Annotated in this window: 21 protein-coding genes; 7 read left to right on the forward strand and 14 right to left on the reverse strand. The window is 64.7% G+C overall.

The genetic code is table 11. The features are described 5' to 3' along the window. Positions 1-597: 597 nt before the first annotated feature. Both BN3266_RS00800 and BN3266_RS00805 read left to right on the forward strand, forming a co-directional pair. The gene (locus tag BN3266_RS00800; RefSeq protein ID WP_195891583.1) at positions 598-1,677 is read left to right on the forward strand and encodes a hemolysin family protein; all 1,080 of its coding nucleotides are present in this window, start codon (positions 598-600) and stop codon (positions 1,675-1,677) included. Positions 1,678-1,691: 14 nt separating this feature from the next. Then, complete coding sequence (locus tag BN3266_RS00805) at positions 1,692-2,117, forward strand: acyl-CoA thioesterase (protein ID WP_075109632.1); 426 nt, start codon at positions 1,692-1,694, stop codon at positions 2,115-2,117. 88 nt (positions 2,118-2,205) lie between these two features. On the opposite strand, the gene BN3266_RS00810 is transcribed toward BN3266_RS00805, so the two are convergent. Beyond that, positions 2,206-2,739, reverse strand: coding sequence for a methylated-DNA--[protein]-cysteine S-methyltransferase (locus BN3266_RS00810; protein WP_059003035.1), 534 nt, complete (start codon positions 2,737-2,739; stop codon positions 2,206-2,208). Positions 2,740-3,089: 350 nt separating this feature from the next. On the opposite strand from BN3266_RS00810, the gene BN3266_RS00815 reads away from it, so the two are divergent. The 3 genes from BN3266_RS00815 (at position 3,090) to BN3266_RS00825 (ending at position 6,070) form a co-directional block, all read left to right on the forward strand. Beyond that, positions 3,090-4,613, forward strand: a complete 1,524-nt coding sequence (locus BN3266_RS00815) for a hypothetical protein (protein ID WP_059003037.1) — start codon at positions 3,090-3,092, stop codon at positions 4,611-4,613. A 142-nt stretch (positions 4,614-4,755) separates the two neighbouring features. Beyond that, positions 4,756-5,283: a GNAT family N-acetyltransferase gene (locus BN3266_RS00820; RefSeq protein WP_059003039.1), complete on the forward strand. Its 528-nt coding sequence runs from the start codon at positions 4,756-4,758 to the stop codon at positions 5,281-5,283. Between the two features lie 13 nt (positions 5,284-5,296). After that, positions 5,297-6,070, forward strand: coding sequence for a GNAT family N-acetyltransferase (locus BN3266_RS00825; RefSeq protein WP_059003807.1), 774 nt, complete (start codon positions 5,297-5,299; stop codon positions 6,068-6,070). A 50-nt stretch (positions 6,071-6,120) separates the two neighbouring features. Here the strand turns inward: BN3266_RS00825 and BN3266_RS00830 are convergent, their stop codons facing one another. Together BN3266_RS00830 and BN3266_RS00835 are read right to left on the reverse strand one after the other, a co-directional pair. Next, the gene (locus tag BN3266_RS00830) at positions 6,121-7,647 is read right to left on the reverse strand and encodes an FGGY-family carbohydrate kinase (protein WP_059003041.1); all 1,527 of its coding nucleotides are present in this window, start codon (positions 7,645-7,647) and stop codon (positions 6,121-6,123) included. Positions 7,648-7,753: 106 nt separating this feature from the next. After that, a complete protein-coding gene (locus BN3266_RS00835; RefSeq protein WP_353590291.1) occupies positions 7,754-8,614 on the reverse strand; it encodes a BtpA/SgcQ family protein in 861 nt (286 codons plus the stop codon). Between the two features lie 245 nt (positions 8,615-8,859). On the opposite strand from BN3266_RS00835, the gene BN3266_RS00840 reads away from it, so the two are divergent. Continuing rightward, entirely contained in the window at positions 8,860-9,969 is a 1,110-nt protein-coding gene (locus BN3266_RS00840) for a M42 family metallopeptidase (protein WP_059003043.1), read from the forward strand. 84 nt (positions 9,970-10,053) lie between these two features. On the opposite strand, the gene BN3266_RS00845 is transcribed toward BN3266_RS00840, so the two are convergent. The 11 genes from BN3266_RS00845 to BN3266_RS00895 form a co-directional block, all read right to left on the reverse strand. Beyond that, on the reverse strand, positions 10,054-10,959 hold the full coding sequence (locus BN3266_RS00845; protein ID WP_154668914.1) for a hypothetical protein: 906 nt from the start codon (positions 10,957-10,959) through the stop codon (positions 10,054-10,056). 5 nt (positions 10,960-10,964) lie between these two features. Then, positions 10,965-11,672 carry a hypothetical protein gene (locus BN3266_RS00850; RefSeq protein ID WP_154668915.1) on the reverse strand — a complete coding sequence of 236 codons (708 nt, stop codon included), beginning with the start codon at positions 11,670-11,672 and terminating at the stop codon, positions 10,965-10,967. 24 nt (positions 11,673-11,696) lie between these two features. Further along, complete coding sequence (locus tag BN3266_RS00855) at positions 11,697-12,374, reverse strand: hypothetical protein (RefSeq protein WP_059003049.1); 678 nt, start codon at positions 12,372-12,374, stop codon at positions 11,697-11,699. Beyond that, a complete protein-coding gene (locus tag BN3266_RS00860; RefSeq protein WP_207644001.1) occupies positions 12,371-12,868 on the reverse strand; it encodes a signal peptidase I in 498 nt (165 codons plus the stop codon). The genes BN3266_RS00855 and BN3266_RS00860 overlap by 4 nt, the downstream gene beginning before the upstream one ends. Before the next feature lie 56 nt (positions 12,869-12,924). Next, positions 12,925-13,626: a SipW-dependent-type signal peptide-containing protein gene (locus BN3266_RS00865; RefSeq protein ID WP_059003053.1), complete on the reverse strand. Its 702-nt coding sequence runs from the start codon at positions 13,624-13,626 to the stop codon at positions 12,925-12,927. 41 nt (positions 13,627-13,667) lie between these two features. Further along, positions 13,668-14,279: a hypothetical protein gene (locus BN3266_RS00870; RefSeq protein WP_059003055.1), complete on the reverse strand. Its 612-nt coding sequence runs from the start codon at positions 14,277-14,279 to the stop codon at positions 13,668-13,670. Between the two features lie 76 nt (positions 14,280-14,355). Beyond that, positions 14,356-14,874: a signal peptidase I gene (locus tag BN3266_RS00875; protein WP_059003058.1), complete on the reverse strand. Its 519-nt coding sequence runs from the start codon at positions 14,872-14,874 to the stop codon at positions 14,356-14,358. A 19-nt stretch (positions 14,875-14,893) separates the two neighbouring features. Then, positions 14,894-15,481 (reverse strand): hypothetical protein, encoded by a 588-nt coding sequence (locus tag BN3266_RS00880; protein ID WP_059003060.1) that lies wholly within the window; start codon positions 15,479-15,481, stop codon positions 14,894-14,896. Positions 15,482-15,499: 18 nt separating this feature from the next. Further along, positions 15,500-18,181, reverse strand: a complete 2,682-nt coding sequence (locus tag BN3266_RS00885) for a DUF7601 domain-containing protein (RefSeq protein ID WP_059003063.1) — start codon at positions 18,179-18,181, stop codon at positions 15,500-15,502. 52 nt (positions 18,182-18,233) lie between these two features. Then, positions 18,234-18,701 carry a hypothetical protein gene (locus BN3266_RS14180; protein WP_242861693.1) on the reverse strand — a complete coding sequence of 156 codons (468 nt, stop codon included), beginning with the start codon at positions 18,699-18,701 and terminating at the stop codon, positions 18,234-18,236. Between the two features lie 180 nt (positions 18,702-18,881). Next, the gene (locus BN3266_RS00895; RefSeq protein ID WP_193568900.1) at positions 18,882-20,096 is read right to left on the reverse strand and encodes an AfsR/SARP family transcriptional regulator; all 1,215 of its coding nucleotides are present in this window, start codon (positions 20,094-20,096) and stop codon (positions 18,882-18,884) included. Between BN3266_RS00895 and BN3266_RS14015 the strand changes: the two genes are divergently transcribed. Beyond that, on the forward strand, positions 20,083-20,484 hold the full coding sequence (locus BN3266_RS14015) for a hypothetical protein (RefSeq protein WP_195891584.1): 402 nt from the start codon (positions 20,083-20,085) through the stop codon (positions 20,482-20,484). The genes BN3266_RS00895 and BN3266_RS14015 overlap by 14 nt on opposite strands.

The following is a 20,484-nucleotide window of genomic DNA, read 5'->3' on the forward strand; positions in this document are numbered from 1 at the left end:
GGTGGGACAGGCTTTTTTCTCGGCGTTCGCCCCCGTTTGACAAGGGCGGCCGATGCCGGTATGATAAAAGATATATATCTTGCCAAAAACGCCCCCGCGCGCTCCCGTTTTTTGCCGTGGCGAAAAATCCACACAAATTGAAAGGGGGCCCCTCCCGCCGCGCAAACGGGGGCGGGCGAAGCGGCGCCGAGCGCGCCGCACCCCCCTTTCCCTGGGAAAAGGGCCCCTCCCCCGCCCGGCAAAAGGGCGGGAGGACAGCGCCTCTCTGCACAGGGGCGAGGGGAAGACGATCACCGCCCCGGCGGGCTGCCGCCGAGGGCGCTCATAGAGGAGGAAAAAACAGAATGGACCCTGACGGGACTTGTTGGCTGATCCTCGCCCTCGGCTGCGCGCTGGGGGCGGCCCTGCTCACCGCCTTTTACCACGGCGCCCTCGCCGACTGGGACGACCGGCTGCGCAAACAGACCGACCTCGCCGGCGCCGACGCTGCCCTGGCCCGGCTGATGTGCGCCCCCCGCCGGGTGGAGGCGGCAGTGCTCACCGGCACCCTGGCCCTGGGCTTTGGGGGGCTGCTGGGCGCCCTGGGCGCTGGGGGAGTTGGCCGGCGGCGGGGCCTGGTTTGCCCCGGTCTGGCTGCTGGGCTTCGCCCTTGTCTGGAGCATCCTCTTCGCCGCCCTCTGCCGCTTCTTCCCCGCCGCCCTGGGGCAGCGGTACAGCCGCGCCTGCGCCAGGGGGCTGCTGCCGGTCTACCGGCTGCTCTCCCTGCTGGCCCTCCCCCTGGGGCTGCTGGCCGCCGGTCTGGGCCGGGCCCTGGCCGCCCTCTTTGGCGCCCGGGCCCCAAAAGGGGTCGAGACGGTCACCGAAGAGGAGATCTTGATGATGGTGGACGAGGGGGGCGAGACCGGGGTCATCGAGCAGAGTCAGAAGGACATGATCGCCAATATCTTCGAGTTTGACGACACCACCGCCGAGGACATCATGACCCACCGCACCGAAATCGAGGCGGTGGAGCGGGCGGCCACCGTTCACGACCTGGTGGAGGCGGCCATCCGCTCCGGCTTTTCCCGCATCCCCGTCTACGACGGCGACCTGGACAACATCGTCGGGGTGGTGATGGTCAAGGACCTGCTCCCCCTCGTCGAGAAGAACGACGCCGCCGGGCAGCGGGCCGCCGACTACGTCCGTCCGGTGCCCTATGTGCCCGGCTCGGTCAAGTGCCGCGACCTCTTTCAGTCCCTCACCCAAAAACACGCCCAGCTGGCCATTGTGGTGGACGAGTACGGCGGCACCGCCGGACTGGTCTCGATGGAGGACATCCTGGAGTCGATCGTCGGCAACATTCAGGACGAGTACGACCGCGAGGAGGAGGAGATCCGCCGGGAGGGGGAGGACGCCTACCTGGTGGACGGCTCCACCGACCTCGACGACCTCTGTGAGGAACTGGGCATCGAAATCGACTACGACGACTCGCTCTACGACACGGTGGCGGGCTTTCTCACCGACCGGCTGGGCTTCATCCCCGACGATGGGGAGACCCCCTTTGTCGACTGCGGAGGCTACCACTTCCAGGTGGCCCGGGTCGAGGAGCGGCGCATCGCCCTGGTGCGCATCACCCGCCTTCCCCCCGAGGGGGAGACGGGCGGAAAACTGGCCGGCGACCCTGCCGGCCAACAGTAGAGGAGGGACCAGCCGTGCGCTACCGCACCCGAATCGCCGTTCGCTACGCCGAGACCGACCGGATGGGCATCGCCCACCACTCGGTCTACCCCATCTGGTATGAGCAGGCCCGCAGTGAGTTTGTGGCCGCCCTGGGTCTCCCCTACTCCCAGATGGAGGAGGAGGGGGTCCTCACCCCCTTGAGCGCCCTGGAGTGCCACTTCAAGGGCAGTTGCACCTACGAAGACCGCCTCTGTGTCGAAGTGTGGGTCGACCGCCTGACCCCGGCCCGGGTGGTCTTTGCCTACCAGATTTTTAAGGAGGGGGAGGAGCGGCCCATCAACACCGGCAGCACCACCCACGGCTGGACCGGGCCCGACCTGCGCCCCCTCAATTTGAAAAAGCGCCGGCCGGACATCTACCAGCTCGTCCTCTCCGCCATGGAGGGGGAGGAGGGCTGACCGGCAGGCAGGCCAGCGCGCAAAAGGGCGGGGCATATCAGAAGATATGCCCCGCCCTTTTGCTGTGCCCCTCCAAAGGGGGATGCCGTCACAGCGCCGTCCCCCTTTGGGGGAGGAAGAGTCCGCCCATCTCCACCCCCTCCAGGGCCAGCAGGGCCGCCTTTTTGGCGATGCCGCCGGCGTACCCCGTCAGGCTGCCGTCCCGGCCCACCACCCGGTGACAGGGGATGATGAGGGAGATGGGGTTGTGCCCCACCGCGCCCCCCACCGCCTGGGCGGACATCCGTTCCCGCCCCTGGGCGCGAGTGAGGGCGGCGGCAATCTCCCCATAGGTGACGGTCTGGCCGCGGGGGATCTGCAGCAGCACGTCCCACACCGCCAGGCGGAAGGGGGAGCCGCTGGGGGCCAGCGGCGGGGTGAAGTCCGGAACAGCCCCCTGAAAGTACCGGTCGAGCCACCGCCGGGTCTCCTCAAAGACCGGCAGATCCCGCTGATGGTGCTCGGCATCCAGGGTCGCGGCGAAGTATTTTCCCCCGTCGAACCAGAGGCCGCAGAGGTGCTCCCCGTCGCTTGACAAGGTGATCCCCCCGAGGGGGGAGTGATAGGTGGCGGTGTACTGCATAAAAGGCCCTCCTAAAATCGAATGCGGCGGCATGATGCCCTCATTTTACCACATTTCTTTGGGGGGGTCTCCCTTTTTTCTGTCCTCCCTTCCCCCGCCAAAGGGACCCCACACGGCTGAAAAATCTGCCGGTTTTTGCAATTTTCTGTCCTATCAGAGGGCAAAAAACGAAAAAAATAAGAACAAATTGTGCACAAATCGTGAATATATGTTAAAATGGGGACAACTAGCCCCCCTGCCCGTGCAGCAAAATTTCCCTTTTGCAGGGCGGGGAGCGGCGAGAAAATCAATTTGTTCGGCCGACGGGCCCGCCCCGACGGCCGCTCCCATGCAAGGAGGACATTTTGCAGATGGAAAAATTGAAAAAGTATCTGACGCCGAAGGCCACCGGTTGGCTGGCCATCGGCATGGGCGGCGGAGCACTGCTCTGCTGGATCGCCCTGGGCATCGTCTACGGCAGCATCAAGAGCTACTTCACCAGCTTTGGCGCAAATGAAAAGGGCTTGGGCCTCATGGTGATCCTGCTGATGGTGCTGATGGTGGCCTTCTTTATCTCCCTGCTGGCCACCCTCGTGTCCGGCGCGGGCAACTGCATCCGCCTGTTTGCCTGGAAGGACCGCCGTCCCTTCACCATTGCCGCCTTTGCCGTGGCCTGCCTGAACCTGCTCTTTCTCTGCCTCAACTTCCGGGTCATCGGGTTCTGCTTCAGCCTCTTCTCCGGCAATGTCTACGGGGCTTTGGGCAGCGGCGCCAGCCTGATCACCACCCTTTCGCTGCGACTGGGGCTGCTGCAGTTCGGCATGTTCCTGCAGATCGCCCTTGCCGGTTACCAGGTGTTTTTGATGGTCTGGGCGAAGAAGCACCCGGCTGCCGCCCAGGTCTCCAGCGCCGTCGGCGAGGTGCCGGCTACCGCCGCTGCCGGTGCCGTGGCGGGCGCGCCTGCCCCCCCGCAGGGCGGGTACACCGTTCCCCAGGGCGGGTATGCCCCGGCTCCCCAGGCGCCCAAGGGCGAGGGACTGAAGAAATTCAAAGAATTTGCCAAGAGCAAGGCCGGCAAGCTCACCTTTATCGGGGTCGCGGCGGCGCTGGTCCTCCTCATCGGCGGGGGCATCGCCATTTCGATCCTCACCCAGACCCGGCTGGACCTGGTCTCCAATGTGGAGTACACCCTGGAGGGCGAGTCGGGAGACGCCTATATCCTGCTCGACCGCGCCAATGTGGACTACGACTACAACGACAGCGACGTGGCCAACTTCGTCTCCTCCGTCAGCTACCAGTTTGAGCCCAGCGACGGCCTGAAAAACGGCGACAAGGTGGTCGTGCGGGCGGTCTACTCCAAGGAGACCGCCAAGCGGATGCACATCAAGATCAAGGAAGACGTGCGCGAAATCGAGATCACCGGCCTGACCGAGCGGTACGACAGCGCCGCCAGCATCCCCGCCGAGACGGTGAGCGCCGCCAAGACCCAGGCGGAGGCGCTCCTCTCCTCCAAGAAGAGCTCGATCCTCAGCAGCGCCTACGGCTTCTCCTACAAAAAGGACAAAACCATCGCCGGGCAGAAGTTGGTGGGCTCCTACTTCATCCACGACGAGCCGGGCAGCTACTCCGACGACGAGATCGTGCTGGTTTACGCCGTCACCGTCAAGGGTCAGCAGCAGACCTCCTACTACCCCGAGGAGGAGTTTGAGGACGTCGAGAAGGTCTACTACTACATGGTGAAGGTCGGCCCCATCAACGACCAGTTCTCGGCCACCGACGCCAGTGTGAGCGCGACCAACATCTCCTACCGGGTGGAGAGCGACCAGGAAGTCGCCGCCTATGTCAAGAGCAACTTCAGCGGCCACGACAAGGTAGAGGCCCTGCCAGTCCAGTAGACAAAAAAGAGGACATTCCCAGAGGGGGGCGGCCGGTGCCAACCAACCGGCCGCCCCCCTCTTTGCGCCGCAGGGAAAGGGGGTTTCTCCCCCCGCCCGGCTGTGGTATAGTGGAAAACAGAGAAGAGAGGAGGAGCGAGGGATGGATTGGAAGATCGTCAAGGGGCGGGAAGAACAGGTGGAGGAGATCGCCGCCCTCTACGCCAGGACCATCGACGCGCTGGTGGAGGGGGTCAACTACACCGGCTGGCAGCGGGGCGGGTACCCCGGCGAGGAGACCGCCCGCGAGGGGGTCGCCGCCGGGACCCTCTACGTCGCCCAAAAAGAGGGGGCGATCGGGGGGACCATCATTCTCAACCACCTCTACGAGGGGGCCTACGAAAAGGGCGAATGGGCCGTCGACTGCCCTTACAGCGAGGTTTTCTGTGTCCACACCCTGGTGGTGGACCCGGCCTGCCGGGGGCAGGGGATCGCCTCTGCCCTGCTGGACTTCGCCGCCGCGGAGGGCCGCCGGGCGGGGATGCGGGCGCTGCGGCTGGACGTCTTTGAGGAAAATGCGCCGGCCATCGCCCTCTACGAAAAGAAGGGGTTTGAGCGCCGCACCCGGGTGGACCTGGGGCTGGGCATCCCGGGGCTCAAGTGGTTTTACCTCTGTGAGAAGCTGCTTTGAGGGGGTGAGCAGGGTGACCAACGAACAGATTTACCAGACGGCCCTGCGCCAGTCGGCCATCGACTGCGGCTGCCGGCCGGAGGACTTTTTGGCGGGGGAGAACCGGATCGTCCCCTCCCGCCCCCACGAGAGGGCGCGGCGGTACCTCACCCTCCCCTTCTCCTGCAACCTGGTCTCCTACGGGGGCGGGGTGGTGGCCTCGGTCAGCGGCGGGTTGGAGGGGGTGGTGGCCGACTACCTGAACCGGTTTGACCCCGTCCACTGCTTTGAGACCCCCAACCTGCACGTCTTAAACGACGCTCTGGCGCCCCACGGGCAGCAAATCTGCTTTATGGCCGAGTACTTTCTCCCCGATCTGCGGGCGCTGCGGCCCCTCCCCTCCCCCCTGCCCACCCGGCTGTTGGGGCCGGAGGAGTTGGCCCCCCTCTACCTGCCCCAGTGGAGCAACGCCCTCTGTGAAAAGCGGCGGGAACTGGATGTGTTGGCGGTGGGGGCCTACGACGGGGCGGAACTGGTGGGGCTGGCCGGCTGCTCGGCCGACTGCGAGGAGATGTGGCAGATCGGCATCGACGTACTGCCCGGCTACCGCCGCCGGGGGATCGCCGCCGCCCTCACCAGCCGGCTGGCGGCGGAAACCCTGCGGCGGGGCAAGGTGCCCTTTTACTGCGCGGCGTGGTCCAACATCCGCTCGGTGCGAAATGCCATCAAGAGCGGGTTTCGCCCTGCCTGGGTGGAGATGACCGCCCGGGAGCGCGCCTTTGTGGAGGCGTGCAACGGCAACCCGTGACCAAAAGAGCGCCGGCTTTTTAGCCGGCGCTCTCGCTCTTTCTGTGGGGTTTACTGGCCATCTGCCGCCAGGGCGGTGGTGTCGTGCATCCAGTCCTTTAACTGGGGGTAGAGCTTGCGGTACTGCTCGAAAAACGCCTGGTAGCGGGCGTGGCGCGCGGGGTCGGGGAGGATCCGCTTCTCCATTGCCACCATGGCCTCCGAGGCGGTGGGCAGGTCGGGATATGCCCCCAGCCCCACTGCCGCGCAGATGGCCGAACCCAGGCAGGAGGCCTGTTTGTCCCGGGGGACGAGGATCTCCACGTTGCTGATGTCGGCGTGGATCTGCAAGAAGAGGTCGCTCTGGGCGGTGCCGCCGCTGATGTGCAGCCGCTCTATCGCAAAGCCGTTTTCCCGCAGCTGGCAGAGGAGGTTTTCGGTGCCGTAGGCAATCCCCTCTAGCAGGGCGCGGTAGAGGTGGACCCGGGTGTGGTGGAGGGAGAAGCCGTAGACCATCCCCCGCACGTTCCCATCCAGGTAGGGGTGCTGGTTGCCCTGCCAGTAATCCAGGGCGATGAGGCCGCCGCTGCCGATGGGCAGGCCCTCTGCCTCCCGGTCCAGCAGGGCGTAGACCGACTCGCCGCTCTCCTCGCAGCGGGCGCTCAAGTCCTTGCAGAACTCGCCGATGAACCACTTGAGGATGGAGCCGGAGCTGACCTGGCCCCGGTAGGCGGTGTAGTAGCCCTCGATGAGGTTGTCCGGCCCGGCGTTGACGGTGGCCTCGCCGAAGGGGGGCGGGTCGGGGGTGAGGACCATGGCCAGGTTGGAGGAGCCGGTGATCAGCGCCACCTGGCCGGGGCGGCAGGCGCCCATCCCCAGAATGCCGATGGAGGCGTCGATCCCCCCCTGGCAGACCAGGGTGCCGGGGCAGAGACCCAACTGGGCCGCCGCCCCCTCGGTGAGCCCGCCGATGGGCTGCCCCACCCGAAAGACGCGTTCGTCGGGGAATTTGTCCAGGGCGTCGGCCAGGCCGATGGCCCGGTAGAAATCCCGGTGAAAGTCCCCCAGCCGAGCGTCGTACCCCCAGTTGCAGCTGCAGTTGACATTGATGCTCCACAGGCCGGTGAGGCGGTAGGTCATCCAGTCCTGGTACTCGCAGAAGACCTGAGCCCCCTCGTAGTGTTCGGGCTCGTTCTCCTTGAGCCAGAGCAGCTTGGAGGGCATCCACTCGGGGGAGAGGTTCTCCCCCGTCAGCGCGCGGATGCGCTCGGCCTGGGGGGCGCTGCGCACATCCATCCAGATCAGGCAGTCGCGCACCGGGGTGCCGTCGCGCTGGCAGAGGAGGACGCTGCAGTTGGTGGTGTCCACCCCCAGCGCGGCGATCTGCCGGGGGGAGATGCCGCTTTTCTGCAGCGCCTCCCCCACCGACTGCACCAGCGCCCGCCACCAGTCGGCGGGGGCCTGGTCGGCCCAGCCGGGGTGGAGGTGGGCGGTGGGATAGGGCGTACTGGCAAAGCAGGCGGGGTTTCCCTGCAGGTCGTAGATGCCCACCCGCATCCCCCCGGTGCCCCCGTCGATACCCATGACGTACTGTTTCATCAAAGTCCCCCTTTCGCAAGCCCGCAGCGATGTGCGGGCAGAGACCAAAAGGGCCGGCGGCGAACTGCAAGTTCGCCGCCGGCCACTTGCGCGCAGGAAGCGAGCTCTATTTCCGGAATGCCTTGACTGTATTCATAAAGTCGACCACCCGGTCGTAGTCGGTGAAGTTGTCAAACTTCCCGTCCTTTTTGAAGGTGGTCCCCACCACCGCGCCGTCGGCGATGGAGAGCTGGGTCTCGATGGTCTCTTTTTTGCAGCCGGTGTTGCAGAAGACCGGGGTGTCGGGCAGGGCGTCCTTCACCTTTTTGAGCACTTGGGTGTCGGTGGACTCGCCCGCGGTGAGACCGGAGACCAATATGGCGTCGGGCTTGTCGTTGAAGTTGGTGGAGCGGGCGATGTCGACGATGTCCCGGTCCCCCAGGTAGGCAGCGGCCTCGGGGAAGATGTTGAAGAGGAGTTTGACCTTCCCCTTCAATCCCAGGTTGCGGTGGTGGCGGACGATTTCGCCGGTGTTGGTGTTCCACAGCCCCAGGTCGCCGGCGTAGACGCCGGACATGACCTCCCGCACAAAGCAGGCACCGGTGGCGGCGGCCAGGTCGAGGGAGGCGAAGGGGTCCCACAGCATGTTGACCCCAAAGGGGATGTGGATGTCCTTTTTCAGCTCGCCGATGACCCGGGCCATGGCGGCGGTGGTGGCGGGCTTGACGGTGGTCAGATAGGGCAGAGAGAACTCGTTGGAGAACATGACCGCGTCAACGCCGCCCTCCTGCAGGGCCAGGAAATCCTCCCGGGCGCGCTCGACGACCCAGTCCATCCCCTTTTCCTCGTCGAAATAGGGGTCGCCCGGCAGGGCGCGGACATGGCACATGGCGATGATCGGCTTTTCGGTGGAAAACAGCTCTTTGACCCAGGACATGAAACTCCTCCTCACAGACAGGCCCCGCAGGGCGTTTGGTTGATTTGTCATTTATTATACTCCTGTAAAAAAGCGGGCGAAACCCTTTTGCCGCCTATCAAATCGACGAAATTGCAAGAACAAAAGACAGCAACTTTCACAGTCTCGGGGAAAAAGAGAGCAAGCGGCCGATCTGTCGAGATTTTGGCCCTGAAATTGTGAATGTTGAAAAAAGGAAACAGGGCAATTGCAAACTGGCGTCAGTTTAGTATAATGGGAGCAGAACCGGCCACGTGAGACTTGAAAGGGGTGCGCACATGCTTGACAAACAAGAGATGAGACCGATCCTGCGGGAGTTTATGGAGACCCCCCGCCTCTCCGGCTTCGAGGGGCCGATGGCCCGCCGCTTCTGCGAGGAGATGAAAAAATACACCGACTCGGTGCAGATCGACCGGCTGGGCAACGCCATCGCCACCTTCCCCGGCACCGATCCCCAAGCGCCCAGCGCCATGGTCCTCTCCCACCTGGACACCATCGGCTTTATCCTCACCCGCATCGACGAGGGGGGCTTTCTCTTCTTCGACCGGATGGGCGGGGTGCCGGAAAAGGTGCTCCCCGGCATCGCCGTCGAGGTGGGGGACGAGGACGGGGGCTTTCACCACGGCATCATCGGCTGCCGGGCCTACCACATCCAGAGCCCCGAGCAAAAGAGCAAGGTCGATCCCATCGGCAACCTCTTCATCGACATCGGCGCCAAGAGCCGGCAGGAGGTGCTGGCGATGGGCATTCAGGTGGGTTGCCCCGCCATCTACGCCCCCCGCTACATCGAGCTGGTGGGCGACCGGATCGCCGGCTCCTACATCGACGCGGCGGCCGGACTGACCAACCTGGTGCAGATCGCCTCGGCCCTGGCCGAGCGCCCGGCCCGCGCCACCGTCCACCTGGTGGGCACCGTCTGGGAGGAGTTTTCGGCCCGGGGGGCGATGATGGCGGCCCGCACCGTCAAGACCGACCTGGCCTTTTCCCTGCTGGGGCCAGGGGCGGCCGATACCCCCGACCAGCGCGGGGCGGTGAGCAACGTGGTCATGGGCGGCGGCCCGGGGGTCACCCTCTTCAACTTCCACGGCAAGGGGACCCTCAACGGGAACATCGCCCACCGCGGCCTGCTGAAACTGCTGCGGGAGGCGGGCGAGGAGACCGGCATCCCCCTGCAGCGGCACGCGGCCCGGGGCGCCCTCTCGGACACCGCCTACCTGCAGTTGGAGGGTGAGGGCATCCCCTGCATCGACCTAGGGGCGCCCGACCGCTACAGCCACTCTCCCATGGAGACGGTTGACCTGGGCGATCTGGAGCAGGTGGGTCGCCTGGTGAGCGCCGCCCTCTACCGGCTGGACAGGGATTTCGACCTGGGCAGATACCCCGCCTAAAAGCCGGGCAGAGACAGACGAAAAGAGCGCCCGAACACGGCATTGCCGGTGTTCGGGCGCTCTCTTTTTTGCAAAGGGGGCCTGTTACTGTGCGGTGTCTTTGCGCCCGCGGCGCTTGAGCACCAAGACGACGGCCAGGGTGGTCAGGGCGACGGCGCCCACGCCGATCCCCGCGATCGCCACGGGGGAGAGCTGGCTGCCGCCGGGGCTCTGGGCCTCGGGGACCTCGGGGTCGAGGATGGTTTCCTCCTGGGTCTCATCGCCGGGTCCGGGGGCCAGGGGGGTCTCCTCGTCGGGGATCTCCTCCCCTTCGGGGGCGGCGGGGGTGGTGCCCGGCGTTGTCCCCGGGGTGGTGCCCGGCACCTGCTGGTACTGGGGCACCTCTTCGGTGACGGTGTTGGTGTGCACCACCGGGTCGTAGTAGAAGGTGAGGACGTTGGCACTGCTGTCGGCGCCAATGGTCAGGGTCTGGCTGGCCGCCAGGGCGGTGAACTCGGCCACGGTGGGGGCGCTGAAGGTGACGGTGGCCGCGTTGCTGGCCACCCCCTGCAGGGCGGGGGCCACCTCGGCGCCGGTCTCCCGGTCGACAAAGCGGACGGTGTAGCCGTAGGTGTCGCCCTGTTTGGTCAGCCCATAGCTGGCCACGGTGGTGATGTCGCCGGTGGCCGGCTGCCCGTTCTGGTAGCCGGGGGCGGCGTCGAGCACCTCGTAGCGGGGCTCGGTCAGCTGGATCTCGCCGGGGTTGGGGGCGTCGGGCAGGGCGGCCCCGACCGGCACCAGGATGGAGAGGCTGCCGGTGGCCTTGCTGAGCTGGTAGGAATAGCCGGTGTCCTCGATTTTTTGCAGGTAGCTCTGGGAGAACCGCCCGTACTCGCCGGGGCGGAAGGTCACCACATAGCCCTTGTTGCCGGCGGCGTGAACGGGCAGCGCCATCAGCGACAGCAGAAAGGCCAGCGCCAGGGTGCAGAGCCGCTTGGTCAGGTTGCGCATCTCGTTCACTCCTCTTCTCTGTGTTTCTTTTTCAGGATGATCAGCAGCGGCAAGGCGATGAAGGCGGCCGCCGCCAGCAGGAAGATGGGGGCGTAGTCGCCGGTGAAGATGGTTTCGCCCGGCACCCGGTTGACCACCGTCTCGGTCTGGGGGGTCACCTCGGCGGCCTGGAAGGTGAACTGGATCAGCCCTTCACTGGCCTGGTAGGGGTTGCCCAGAGAAGCCGCGTCGGGGAGGAGGGAGAGGGTCACTTCGGCCTGTTCCCCCGCCTCCAGGGTGGCCACCAGGCGGTAGCCCTCCAGCTGGCTGTTGAGCTCTTTTAACTCCTGGCTGTCGCGGCCGCCCACCAGCGCGCCGGTGGTCTCGCCGGTGGCGGGGTCGTAACCGTAGAGGACGCTGGTGGTCTCGCCGCTCTTGCAGGTGAGGCGGACGGTGTACCCCGCCCCGGCGGCGCCGGCCTTTTCAAGGGTGTTGAGAACGTCGGTCTTCATGTAGAAGTTGGCGGTGGTCCCGCTCTTGTTTTCGAGCAGAAGGGTGTCGCTCGCCTCCACCCCCGGAAGGATGGAGGAGAAACCGCTCATCTGACCGGTGCAGACCAGTGCGTCACCGGTGTAGGCGACTTCGCCGCTCTCGGCGGCAAAGCCGGTCGCCGGCGCAGCCGCGGCCAGAAGCAGGGAGAGGATAAGGCTCACTGCGCCCATTCGTTTTTTCATCTCTTGTCACCTGTCTTTCTGCCGTTACTGCTCAATGGCTGTGATGTTGCCGTCCTCGTCCAGCTGGGCCAGAACGCCCCAACTGGTGAGGATGCCCTTCTGGTTGACATCGCCGTGTGCGGCGCCGGCGAACTGAACGCCCTCGGCCACCGCCTCTAAGCGGATGGTCTTGTCGGTGTACTCATTGCCCAGTGCGGCGTCCACCGCGAGGGACTGGAGAAGGGCCTCGCTCGCCTCCTGGGGGGAGATGGGGCGGCAGAAGTAGAAGGTCTGGGTCTCCCCGCTGGAGAAGGGAGGATCCGACTCCAGCCAGCCGCTGCCGGCCGGTGCGCTCACCTGGATGGCCGAGCCGTCCAAGTCGGTGCGCTTGCCGTTGTTCTCTTCATCTGCCCAGTACTTGGTCACCGTGACCCGCACGTAGGCGGCCACGGAGCCGGTGTTTTGTACGCTGTACACCCCGGCTTTGCCGGTGGCGTCCGCCAGGGCGACGGTGTCGCCGGGCATCACCGGCTGGGTCAGCCGGTATTCGGCGGCCGGTGATCGGGTCTGGCCGTCGGCCCAGCCGATCTGCAGGGTAGTGGCGGCCAAGGGGGCGCCCACAGCCCGGTCGCCTTCGATCTGGCCGGCGGCCAGAGAGCCGCCGACGGCGGTTGCCGCAACCAGGACCAGCGCCGCACCCATCAGCAAAAATCTCTTTTTCACTTGAAACGCTCCCTCTTCTTGATCTTGTCTGCAAACGCCCACAGCAAACATGCCAGGGCAAAGATCGCGATGCAGACCGCGATGCCGCCGACGGAGTGTAAAGCCGTGGAGACGGCGCCTAAAAGCGGAATGGAAAACAGGACTTCACCGGTCACCCGGCCGTAGGAGACCGGGGTCACATCGGGCTGTGCGTTGGCGTCGCCCTTGGTGATGATCTCCCTTTTCTGGGTGTCGTTTTGCACCACCCGGTGCACCTCCACCAACTCGGTGGCGCTGCCCAGGGAAAAGGTGATGATCGCCCCCTCCGCCAGCTCCTCTGGGTTACAGGACTTGGCGTAGATGGCGCTGCCCACCGGAAGGGCCGGCACCATGCTGGGGGTGAGGACCGAGTAGACCTGAAAGCCCAGCAGCCGGGGCAGGACCAGGGGAAGGGTGAGGAGGGAGAGGCCGATCATCAGCGCCGCTGCTGCAGCGCTGAGAAGTTTTGCCTTCACGGCGCCCCCTCCTTTCCCGATCGACTTGCCCTGCCCGTCTGGGGCAAAGGGTGAAACTAGTTAAACAGAGCCTGGAGCTGGGTCGCCGTGGTGTTGGCAGCGGGGTCGAGGCTGGGGGCCTCCAGGTTCTTTTGCTGCACGGCGGCGGCCGAGACGCTCAGGGAGAAGCCGGCCTGGGCGTAGTTGTTGTCCCACTCCTCACCGGGGATGGCGAAGTGCTCGAACAGGGTCACCTGGTTGGCGGGATTGACGGTCTCACCGGCGGCGGGGGCGGTGTAGCTGACGGCCTCTTTGTAGTAGCAGAGGAGGGCGTCGCCGTCCCGGCTGACGATCCACTTGTCGGTGTCGATTTCAGCGGCGACCAGGTCCAGCAGCTGGCTGCTCACCGACGCGCTGTTGATGTTGGCGTCTTGGCTGTTGGGGACCTCGGCCTGGGCGGTCACCCGAATGGCCAGGTAGCAGGGCTGCGAGCCCTCTTCCACGGTGGCGCCCACCGTCTTGCTGATCAGGTCGCCGGGCATGATGTCGACATAGCCCAGGCCCTTGCCCTCGTTGTCGTTCACCGCGGTGACCATCTCTTTGCCGTCCACCGTGCCGGTCGGGGAGACGTCGACGATGTCGATGTCCACCTTGCCGGTGGTGAAGACGTTGTCGCGCTGGGCGGTGGTGTCGGTGAAGTAAGCCAGGGTCCCCCCCACGGCGATAACGGCGACTAGCAGCAGGCTGGCGGCGGCGATCAGTGCGTTTTTCCGTTTCATCATTCAAACCCCTTTGCTGTTTTGGTGTGGTTGGCCTGGCGTTAGGCCAGGGTGAAGTTGGTGCCGGCCTTGGCGTTGAGGGCGGTCAGGGCCAGGGCGGCGGTGGTGTCGCTGCCGCTCATCCCCTCGGACTGGATGCCGTAGGCGTAGAGGGAGATGGAGGGGATGCTGGCGGGCTTTTCGCTGTAGTTGGCAAAGGTGACCTTGCTGAAGACAGGGGTCAGATCGCCGGTGGCTTTGACGGACGCGTTGTACTTGTAGACGCCGTTGGTGCCCTCTTCAGCGGTGATCTTGGTCCAGTTGGCGGTGTCGATGTTCAGGCTCATCAGGTTGTCGTCCACCCCGCTGATGATCACAAAGATGTCAGCGCCGGTGGTGGGGACAGCGTCGACCGAGACAAACGGGTCTTTGGGGACGGCCTTGTTGGGGTAGATGTCCTTGTAGGTGTTGGCCTTGACCTCGTCGGTGCCCAGCTGGTTGGTGTTTTGAATGTAGTTGTGCTCGTTGAGGTCGATGGCGAGTCCGTCGCTGGCGGAGAAGGCGTTTTCCACCTTTTCGGTGGTGCTGACGAAGTAGGCCAGGGTGGCGCCGATGGCGACCACGGCGACCAGGGCCAGAGAGAGGGCCATGACGAGGATGTTTTTCTTTTTCATTTCAATGCTCCTTTTCAAGTTGGCGGTCAAATGTGTTTATGTAAGGGGCTCTGCAGGCCCCAAAAACCGAAGGGTGTCAGGCGTCGCCCGATTGGGAGCCGCCGGCCTTCTCCTTCTCCCCCGCGGCGACGATGGCGGGGATGAAGTTGAGAAGGATGATGAGGATGGCCAGACCGCAGGCGGCAAAGATGCCGGTGGGGGTCCGAATGCCGGTGGTGATGTAGCCCAGCAGGGGGAGGTGGAAGGCGACCCGGCCGAACACCTGGGAAAAGGCGATCTCCCCGTCAGGGGCGTCGTTGGCGTCCCCCTGGGTCACCAGGGTGCGGGCCTCGCCGTCCACGCTGAGGACCCGGTGGGTGACATAGGTGCTGCCGTCGGGCAGCAGATAGGTGCAGACGTCGCCGACTTGCAGTTGGGACGCCTCGGTGGGCTTGACGCAGACGATGCTGCCCACCGGAATGGCCGGCTCCATGCTGCCGCTGAGGACGGCCATCTCCCGGTAGCCAAGCAGCATGGGGATCAGGATGGCCAGGGCCACCGCCGTCAGGGCGGCCAGCAGCAGGGCGGAGAGGGTGTTGCAGATTTTTTTTGCCATCGGTCTTCTCCCCCGCGCCCTAGAACAGGGCTGCGATGGCGGGGAGAGAGGTCAGGCCGCCGGGCTCTGCGAGGACGCTCTCCTGGTAGATGGTGACCGAAAAGCCGGTCTGCTCCAGAAAATCGCTTAAAGTCTTGGGCTGTCCCTCGCCCCCGTAGAGGTCTTTGCCGATCTTTACGCTGTACATCAGCGGCGGGGTGGCGCTTCCGGCAGGGAGGGGGGCGCAGTAGTAGAAAAAGCCCGATTTCGAGGTGTCGCCGCTCGCCCTGCTCCAGTCGGTGCGGTTGACTTCAATGTAGACCTTGCTCTCGTCTTTCATCGAACTGCCCTTGGGGACAAACAGAAGATCGCTCTCGGCCACGCCGGAGACCATGATCCGGGCCCGCACATAGGCAGGGGACTTGCCGGTGTTGACAATGGACACCGTCTTGTTGCCCAGGGAGTCGTCCTCCTCGATGTCGGTGCTCATGTCGGCGGGAGAGAAGCGGTTGGTGACCGCGCCGGTGCCCGACACCTCATAGGCCAGGGTCGAGCCGATGCCAAAGACCAGCGCCGCCGTCAGAAGGGAGAGCAGCAATTTTTTGCGGTTTTTCCAAAACGCCTTCATGGGTTTCTCCTTTCTGCACTAGTTCTCGTCTCGGTCGTCGGGGGAGGGGATCAGGTCGTCCTGCTTGGGGACGATAAAGACCAGCTTCCCGTCCTCCACCTTGAAGACGTTGCGGGTGGCGCTGCTGTCGGTGGGGATGTCTCCGCCGCTGTACCGGTTTTGGAAGGTCACCTCTCGGTCGAGGGCAGAGGCGTTGTACTGCCGGCAGTCGCCGTCGTCAAAGCCGACGCAGAGGGTGGCGGCGGCGCCGTTTTGGGCAAAGTGGCCGGGGCGGTCGGCGGTGATGCCGGCCAGGGTGTAGTTGAGGTTTTCCAGCTCCTCCACCCGGTAGCTGCCGATGGGGACCGCGATCTCGGCCACCAGCTGGCGGCCATTCCCGGCGGCGTTTCTCATGTCGATGTGGTAGTAGTGGGTCACGCCGTCCTCGCCGGTGAGTTTGAAGCTAAAGACGGGGTCGCCCTTTTCCAGATTTACCTGGTCGAGCTGCTTGTAGATGCGCAGGGTGCCGTGATTTTGGCGGTAGCTGTTGACCAGGGTGAGGGTGGCGGGTCTGCCGGGGCGCAGGGTGACGGTGGCCTTCGAGGAGTCGACGCTCACGTCGTATCCCTCCACCTCCTCCCCCGTCTCGGAGAGGGTGTACTGTCCGGGCAGCAACTGCTGGGTATAGGTGAAGGTGTTGCCGTCCCAGTGGCCGCTGGGGTTGTCGCCCTTGACGGTGAAGGCGGTCTCGCCGTCGCCGTCGGTGACGGTAAAGGTGAGGGACTTTTTGAGGGCGGCCAGCTCCTGGTCGCTCAAGGGCCCTTCGATCACCTTGCGGATGGTGAGGTCGGCCTTTTTCAACTGGTTGGTGACGGTGACGGCGCTGATCCGCTCGGCCTGCACCACCCCTTCGGGGATCTTGCCGGCGCCCTTGCCGTCGGTGTCGATGGAGGTGGCGTTTTTGACCTGGTACTGGGGGGCCAGGTAGTTGTCTCCGGGGGAGACCTCCACCACCTGGAAGCTGCTGCCCCAGATGACCCCGGGGATGACCGCTTTCTCATCGGCCTTCAGGGGGATGACGCCGTTGGACGTGCTCTTTTTCACCCCGCTGTCTAGGTCGAGACTGCTGTCCTCGCGGCTCATCAGGTAGTACTCGCCCGCGTAGGCCTTGCCGCCGATCTGCACCTGCATGTCAAAGCTCTCGTCGGAGGACGCGCCCTGCATCACCTTTTCCACCGAGAGGTTGTAGAGGTTTTGCACCAGGCAGCGGTTTTCAAAGGTGACGGCGGGCCGTTCCTCCACCACCAGGTCCTCCGACTGGTAGACCTGGGTGGAGCCGTCGGGCCCCTCCGCCTTGGCGGTGGTGCTGTTGACGATGACCTCGTACTTGTCGGAATAGGCGCCGATCTCGCTGGCGCGGTAGACGGTATTTGCCTTGATGTTGTCGGCCAGGGCGGCATACTGTCCGTGTTTGAGGGTGAAGGTGCCGTCGCTGGTGGTCCCCTCCCGCACCTTCTGGGCGCTGCCGTTCACATCGGTGTAGACGGTGTAGCGGCCGGTGTAGGGGGTGTAGCGGCCGCCGTCTTTCAGCTCGACTTTAAACTGGAAGTCGGCGTCGGCAAAGTCGGCCATGTTGGTCTCGGTGATCTGTTTGCGCACCAGGATGGTCTCGTCGGGGATGGACTGGAGGTTGAACTTGATGCGACAGTTGGAACCGCCGGCACCCCGCTCCATGTAGTAGTAGCGGAAGGAGTGGGAGCTGTAGTTCTGAAAGATCCAGTTGCCGTTTTTCTTGACGAAGTTCTTGTTTACGTAGTCTTGGCCCTTGGCCGCTCTCATGATTTCGTAGAGGCTCTTGGTGACCACCTGATTTCCGCCCTTTTGGGTGTAGACGTGGTCGATGGTGACCTGCCCGGTGGCGAAGTTGATGGAGCCGCTCATGGCGTCGTGGATGCCGCCCATGTCCAGCACCAAAACCCCGTCGATGTAGATCCAGACGTCGTCATCGCCGGTGAACTCGAAGACCATGTCCCGGTTGCCGATCTTGCCGTTTTTCGGCTGCATGAAGTTGAAGTCCATGGAGAGGCCGAAGTGGTAGTTGGCGCCGCCGTTCAACGTCTGGCTGTTTTTCAGGTCGTTGAGGGGCAGGAACTTGGGGGTGGAGGGGGAGGTGTCTCCCGGCTTGTAGGGGGTGCTGTAGACTTTGAAGTTCTTGTCGTTGTTGTCCACGATGGTGGCGAAGTTTTTGGCCGCATCGTAGATGTAATAGCCCTCGCCGTCCTGGTAAAACAGGTGGTTGAGCCCGGTGCGGGCCGAGACCATCCCGTTGCCGTCACCGACGGCTTTGGGGTTAAACAGGTAGCTCAAGCTGGTGCCGTTGCTCAGGCGGGGGTAGGCGTTGCTCTGGGTCTGCATGGTGGACTGCACCGCTCCCTGCACCACCCCGCGGCCGCTCTTCCAGCCGTTCCAGGTGCGGCTACTGTCCCTGTGCTCGGCGCCGGAGCCGACAAAGGAGATGTAGTTGTCGTATTCGTTGGCCTTGGAGCCGTTGTAGTCGAACAAGTTGAGGTGGATCCCCCGCGAGGCGCTGTCCACAGTTTGGATGGTGCCCAGGGAAGGGCCGTCGCCGGGGGCGGCCAGGGCGGCGGTGGGCGCCAGGTTCGCCAGCATGGCGGTGGCGAGCGCCGCGCTGAGTAAACGGCCGAACAGTTTTCGTTTCATCATTGCTGCCTCCTAAAGGGATGGTGTAGATGGGGCTTTTGGGGCGCCGGCTTCACGAGAAGGCGGCGGAGGGCTTGTCGCCGGGGGGAGAGGTCTCTTCCAGGGCGCTGTCCATCAGCTTGATCAGTTCCAGCGCGCTGCGGAAGTGGCTCAGTTTTCCCTCTTCCAGCCAGGTGACGGTGCCCTGCCAGGTGGCGTTTTGCCGGTAGGCGACCTGGACGGTGAAGGTGGCGCAGCCACCGGTGTGACCGGACAAGTCCTCGATCGGCTGTCTGTCCATACATGTGTTCCCCCTTTGTGCCGGCCGGGGGGAGAAGCTGCGGGCGAGCAGCCCCGGCTGCGGGTAGTTCCAGTTGTCAAAAAGTGTTTCGGCGGCGAGGAGCAGGTGCTCCGCGCCGTCAAATAAGACGGGGGCGGGCGCGTACCGGTGATAGAGCCGGCCGCGAAAAGAGCCGGTGCTCACGGCGTCCACGCAGATGCAAATGGCGTTCCTGGCGTGGCTGACATCTGGTGCGGGCATACCCCTCCCCCCTTTCTCTCTGTATGGCTTTACCATATCAGCAGCGGGTAAAAAAACGGTTAAAACGGGGAGCGGAAAAGGGGAAACTTTTCCAATTGTTTCACCGGGTGTCAAAACGACAGAAAGCGCCCCCGCGCACAGGGCGCGGGGGCGCGAGGGAGAACAGGTAAAGAGGGGGCGCTATTTCCAGCCGGGGTCGGCGCCCATCATCTGGGTGCAGCCGGGGCTGCCCACCGGGGTGGACTTGTAGTGGAGGACCACCCCTCTGGCCCGGTCGGGGGTGGCGCGAAAGCGGGCGTCGATGCGATCGCTGACCAGGGTGCAGTTTTCGCGGGTGAGCCCCATCAGCAGGATGAGAAAGCGGCCGGCACAGGGCTGGGTGTAGGCGTCGCCCCGGCGCAGGGCGGTCTGGATGGCGGCGCTCACCTGGGGGGTGGCCTTGACAAGGCGCTCCCTGTCTCCCAGGGGCTGGCCCTGCCGGTCGGTGAGCCAGCAGAGCATCAGATAGGCCGACTGGCCGCTGCGCTCGAGCATCCGCCCGACGGCCCGGTAGGTGTCGATAAAACTGGGGAAGGGGCAGTAGTAGGCCCCGTGTAAGACGGTGTCCTCGGCGAGGACCGTCTGCAACTGCTCCATCGAGACCGCCCGCTCGGGGGCCACCTGCTCCAACTTGCGCAGCGCGTCGATGAGCTGTCCCGACGGCTTGACGCCGAAGGTCTCCTCCAGCCGGGTGGTGGTCTCCTCGTAGACGGCCTTGGCCTCCTGGTAGCGCTCCAGCGCCAGCAGGCTCTCGATGCGCAGGGCGTCCCACTCCTCCTGTGGGCAGAGGGCAGAGGCGCGGGTGGCCACCGTCAGCACCTCGGTGTCCGCCCCGCGGGCGCGCAGCAGGTCGGTGAGGGCGCGCACGCAGCGGCCGTAGAGCTCCCGGCAGTGGACCGCCACCGCCACGGCCCACTCTTCCCCCTGCAGGTGGGGCAGAAAGTCGCCGGTGTAAAGGGCGCAGGCGCGCTGCAGCGCCTCCTCCCGCCCCGGGCCGGTCTCGGCCAGGGCCGCGTCGGCCTGCCGGTAGAAACAGTCCACGTCCACCTCGGTGGGCAGGGCGCTCTGCCAGCGGTAGTTGCCGCCGGAAAATTGGATGGTGGTCCCCGGCAGTCCTGCCTGGACGAGCCGTTTGCGCAGGTTGCTGATGGTGACTTTGAGGTTGTTGGCCGGGTCGGTCACCCGTTCGTCCCGGCCGTAGAGCCGGTCCATCAGCACGGCGCGGGAGAGCCCCTGCCCCCCGCTGTACAGAAGCATCTGCAGCGCCTGCATGGCGCGGGTGCTGTTGTTTCGCTCCAGCTTGAGAACGGTTTCCCCATAGCGGATGGAGAACTGCCCCAGCATGGTGACGATCAAGCGCGCCGCCGGTTCCCTCCGTCTGGTCTTTGCCATTTCCAATTCCATTGCCCTCCTTGCCGCAGTCTGTGTCCCCGCCCGGCGGGAACGGCCGTCAGCAGATCGCGGCGGCAACCGGCGGGGCAACATCACCCCGCTGCTGGGCGCGACGACTGACCAGCAATCTTTAAACCGATATAAAATGAGAGTGAAAAATGTCGTTCAATGCGGGCCGATGCCCGTTCAAAAGCACCTGGATGTGCCGACAATGTGTACATTTTCGTTCGCTGATAAGGTGCTGTTTTGCTGTAAAATACTGGCCAACTTGCTGTGCGCAAGCTGGCTTTTTTTGTTGTACGGGCACAAAAAGCAGGCCGGAAAGAAAACGTACACTCTATCTTCATTATAG

It is taken from the genome of Bittarella massiliensis (ex Durand et al. 2017), assembly GCF_001486165.1.
GTDB classification, from domain to species: domain Bacteria; phylum Bacillota; class Clostridia; order Oscillospirales; family Ruminococcaceae; genus Bittarella; species Bittarella massiliensis.

What these genes read in the sequence shown, in the direction of transcription:
- BN3266_RS00840 (WP_059003043.1), top strand. Translation starts at nt 8,860, where the DNA reads ATGCTTGACAAACAAGAGATGAGACCGATCCTGCGGGAGTTTATGGAG.
- BN3266_RS00885 (WP_059003063.1), bottom strand. Translation starts at nt 18,181, where the DNA reads ATGAAACGAAAACTGTTCGGCCGTTTACTCAGCGCGGCGCTCGCCACC.
- BN3266_RS00870 (WP_059003055.1), bottom strand. Translation starts at nt 14,279, where the DNA reads ATGAAAAAGAAAAACATCCTCGTCATGGCCCTCTCTCTGGCCCTGGTC.
- BN3266_RS00810 (WP_059003035.1), bottom strand. Translation starts at nt 2,739, where the DNA reads ATGCAGTACACCGCCACCTATCACTCCCCCCTCGGGGGGATCACCTTG.
- BN3266_RS14015 (WP_195891584.1), top strand. Translation starts at nt 20,083, where the DNA reads ATGGTGACGATCAAGCGCGCCGCCGGTTCCCTCCGTCTGGTCTTTGCC.
- BN3266_RS00835 (WP_353590291.1), bottom strand. Translation starts at nt 8,614, where the DNA reads ATGACAAATCAACCAAACGCCCTGCGGGGCCTGTCTGTGAGGAGGAGT.
- BN3266_RS00850 (WP_154668915.1), bottom strand. Translation starts at nt 11,672, where the DNA reads ATGAAAAAACGAATGGGCGCAGTGAGCCTTATCCTCTCCCTGCTTCTG.
- BN3266_RS00865 (WP_059003053.1), bottom strand. Translation starts at nt 13,626, where the DNA reads ATGAAACGGAAAAACGCACTGATCGCCGCCGCCAGCCTGCTGCTAGTC.
- BN3266_RS00880 (WP_059003060.1), bottom strand. Translation starts at nt 15,481, where the DNA reads ATGAAGGCGTTTTGGAAAAACCGCAAAAAATTGCTGCTCTCCCTTCTG.
- BN3266_RS00815 (WP_059003037.1), top strand. Translation starts at nt 3,090, where the DNA reads ATGGAAAAATTGAAAAAGTATCTGACGCCGAAGGCCACCGGTTGGCTG.
- BN3266_RS00845 (WP_154668914.1), bottom strand. Translation starts at nt 10,959, where the DNA reads ATGCGCAACCTGACCAAGCGGCTCTGCACCCTGGCGCTGGCCTTTCTG.
- BN3266_RS14180 (WP_242861693.1), bottom strand. Translation starts at nt 18,701, where the DNA reads ATGCCCGCACCAGATGTCAGCCACGCCAGGAACGCCATTTGCATCTGC.
- BN3266_RS00875 (WP_059003058.1), bottom strand. Translation starts at nt 14,874, where the DNA reads ATGGCAAAAAAAATCTGCAACACCCTCTCCGCCCTGCTGCTGGCCGCC.
- BN3266_RS00830 (WP_059003041.1), bottom strand. Translation starts at nt 7,647, where the DNA reads ATGAAACAGTACGTCATGGGTATCGACGGGGGCACCGGGGGGATGCGG.
- BN3266_RS00820 (WP_059003039.1), top strand. Translation starts at nt 4,756, where the DNA reads ATGGATTGGAAGATCGTCAAGGGGCGGGAAGAACAGGTGGAGGAGATC.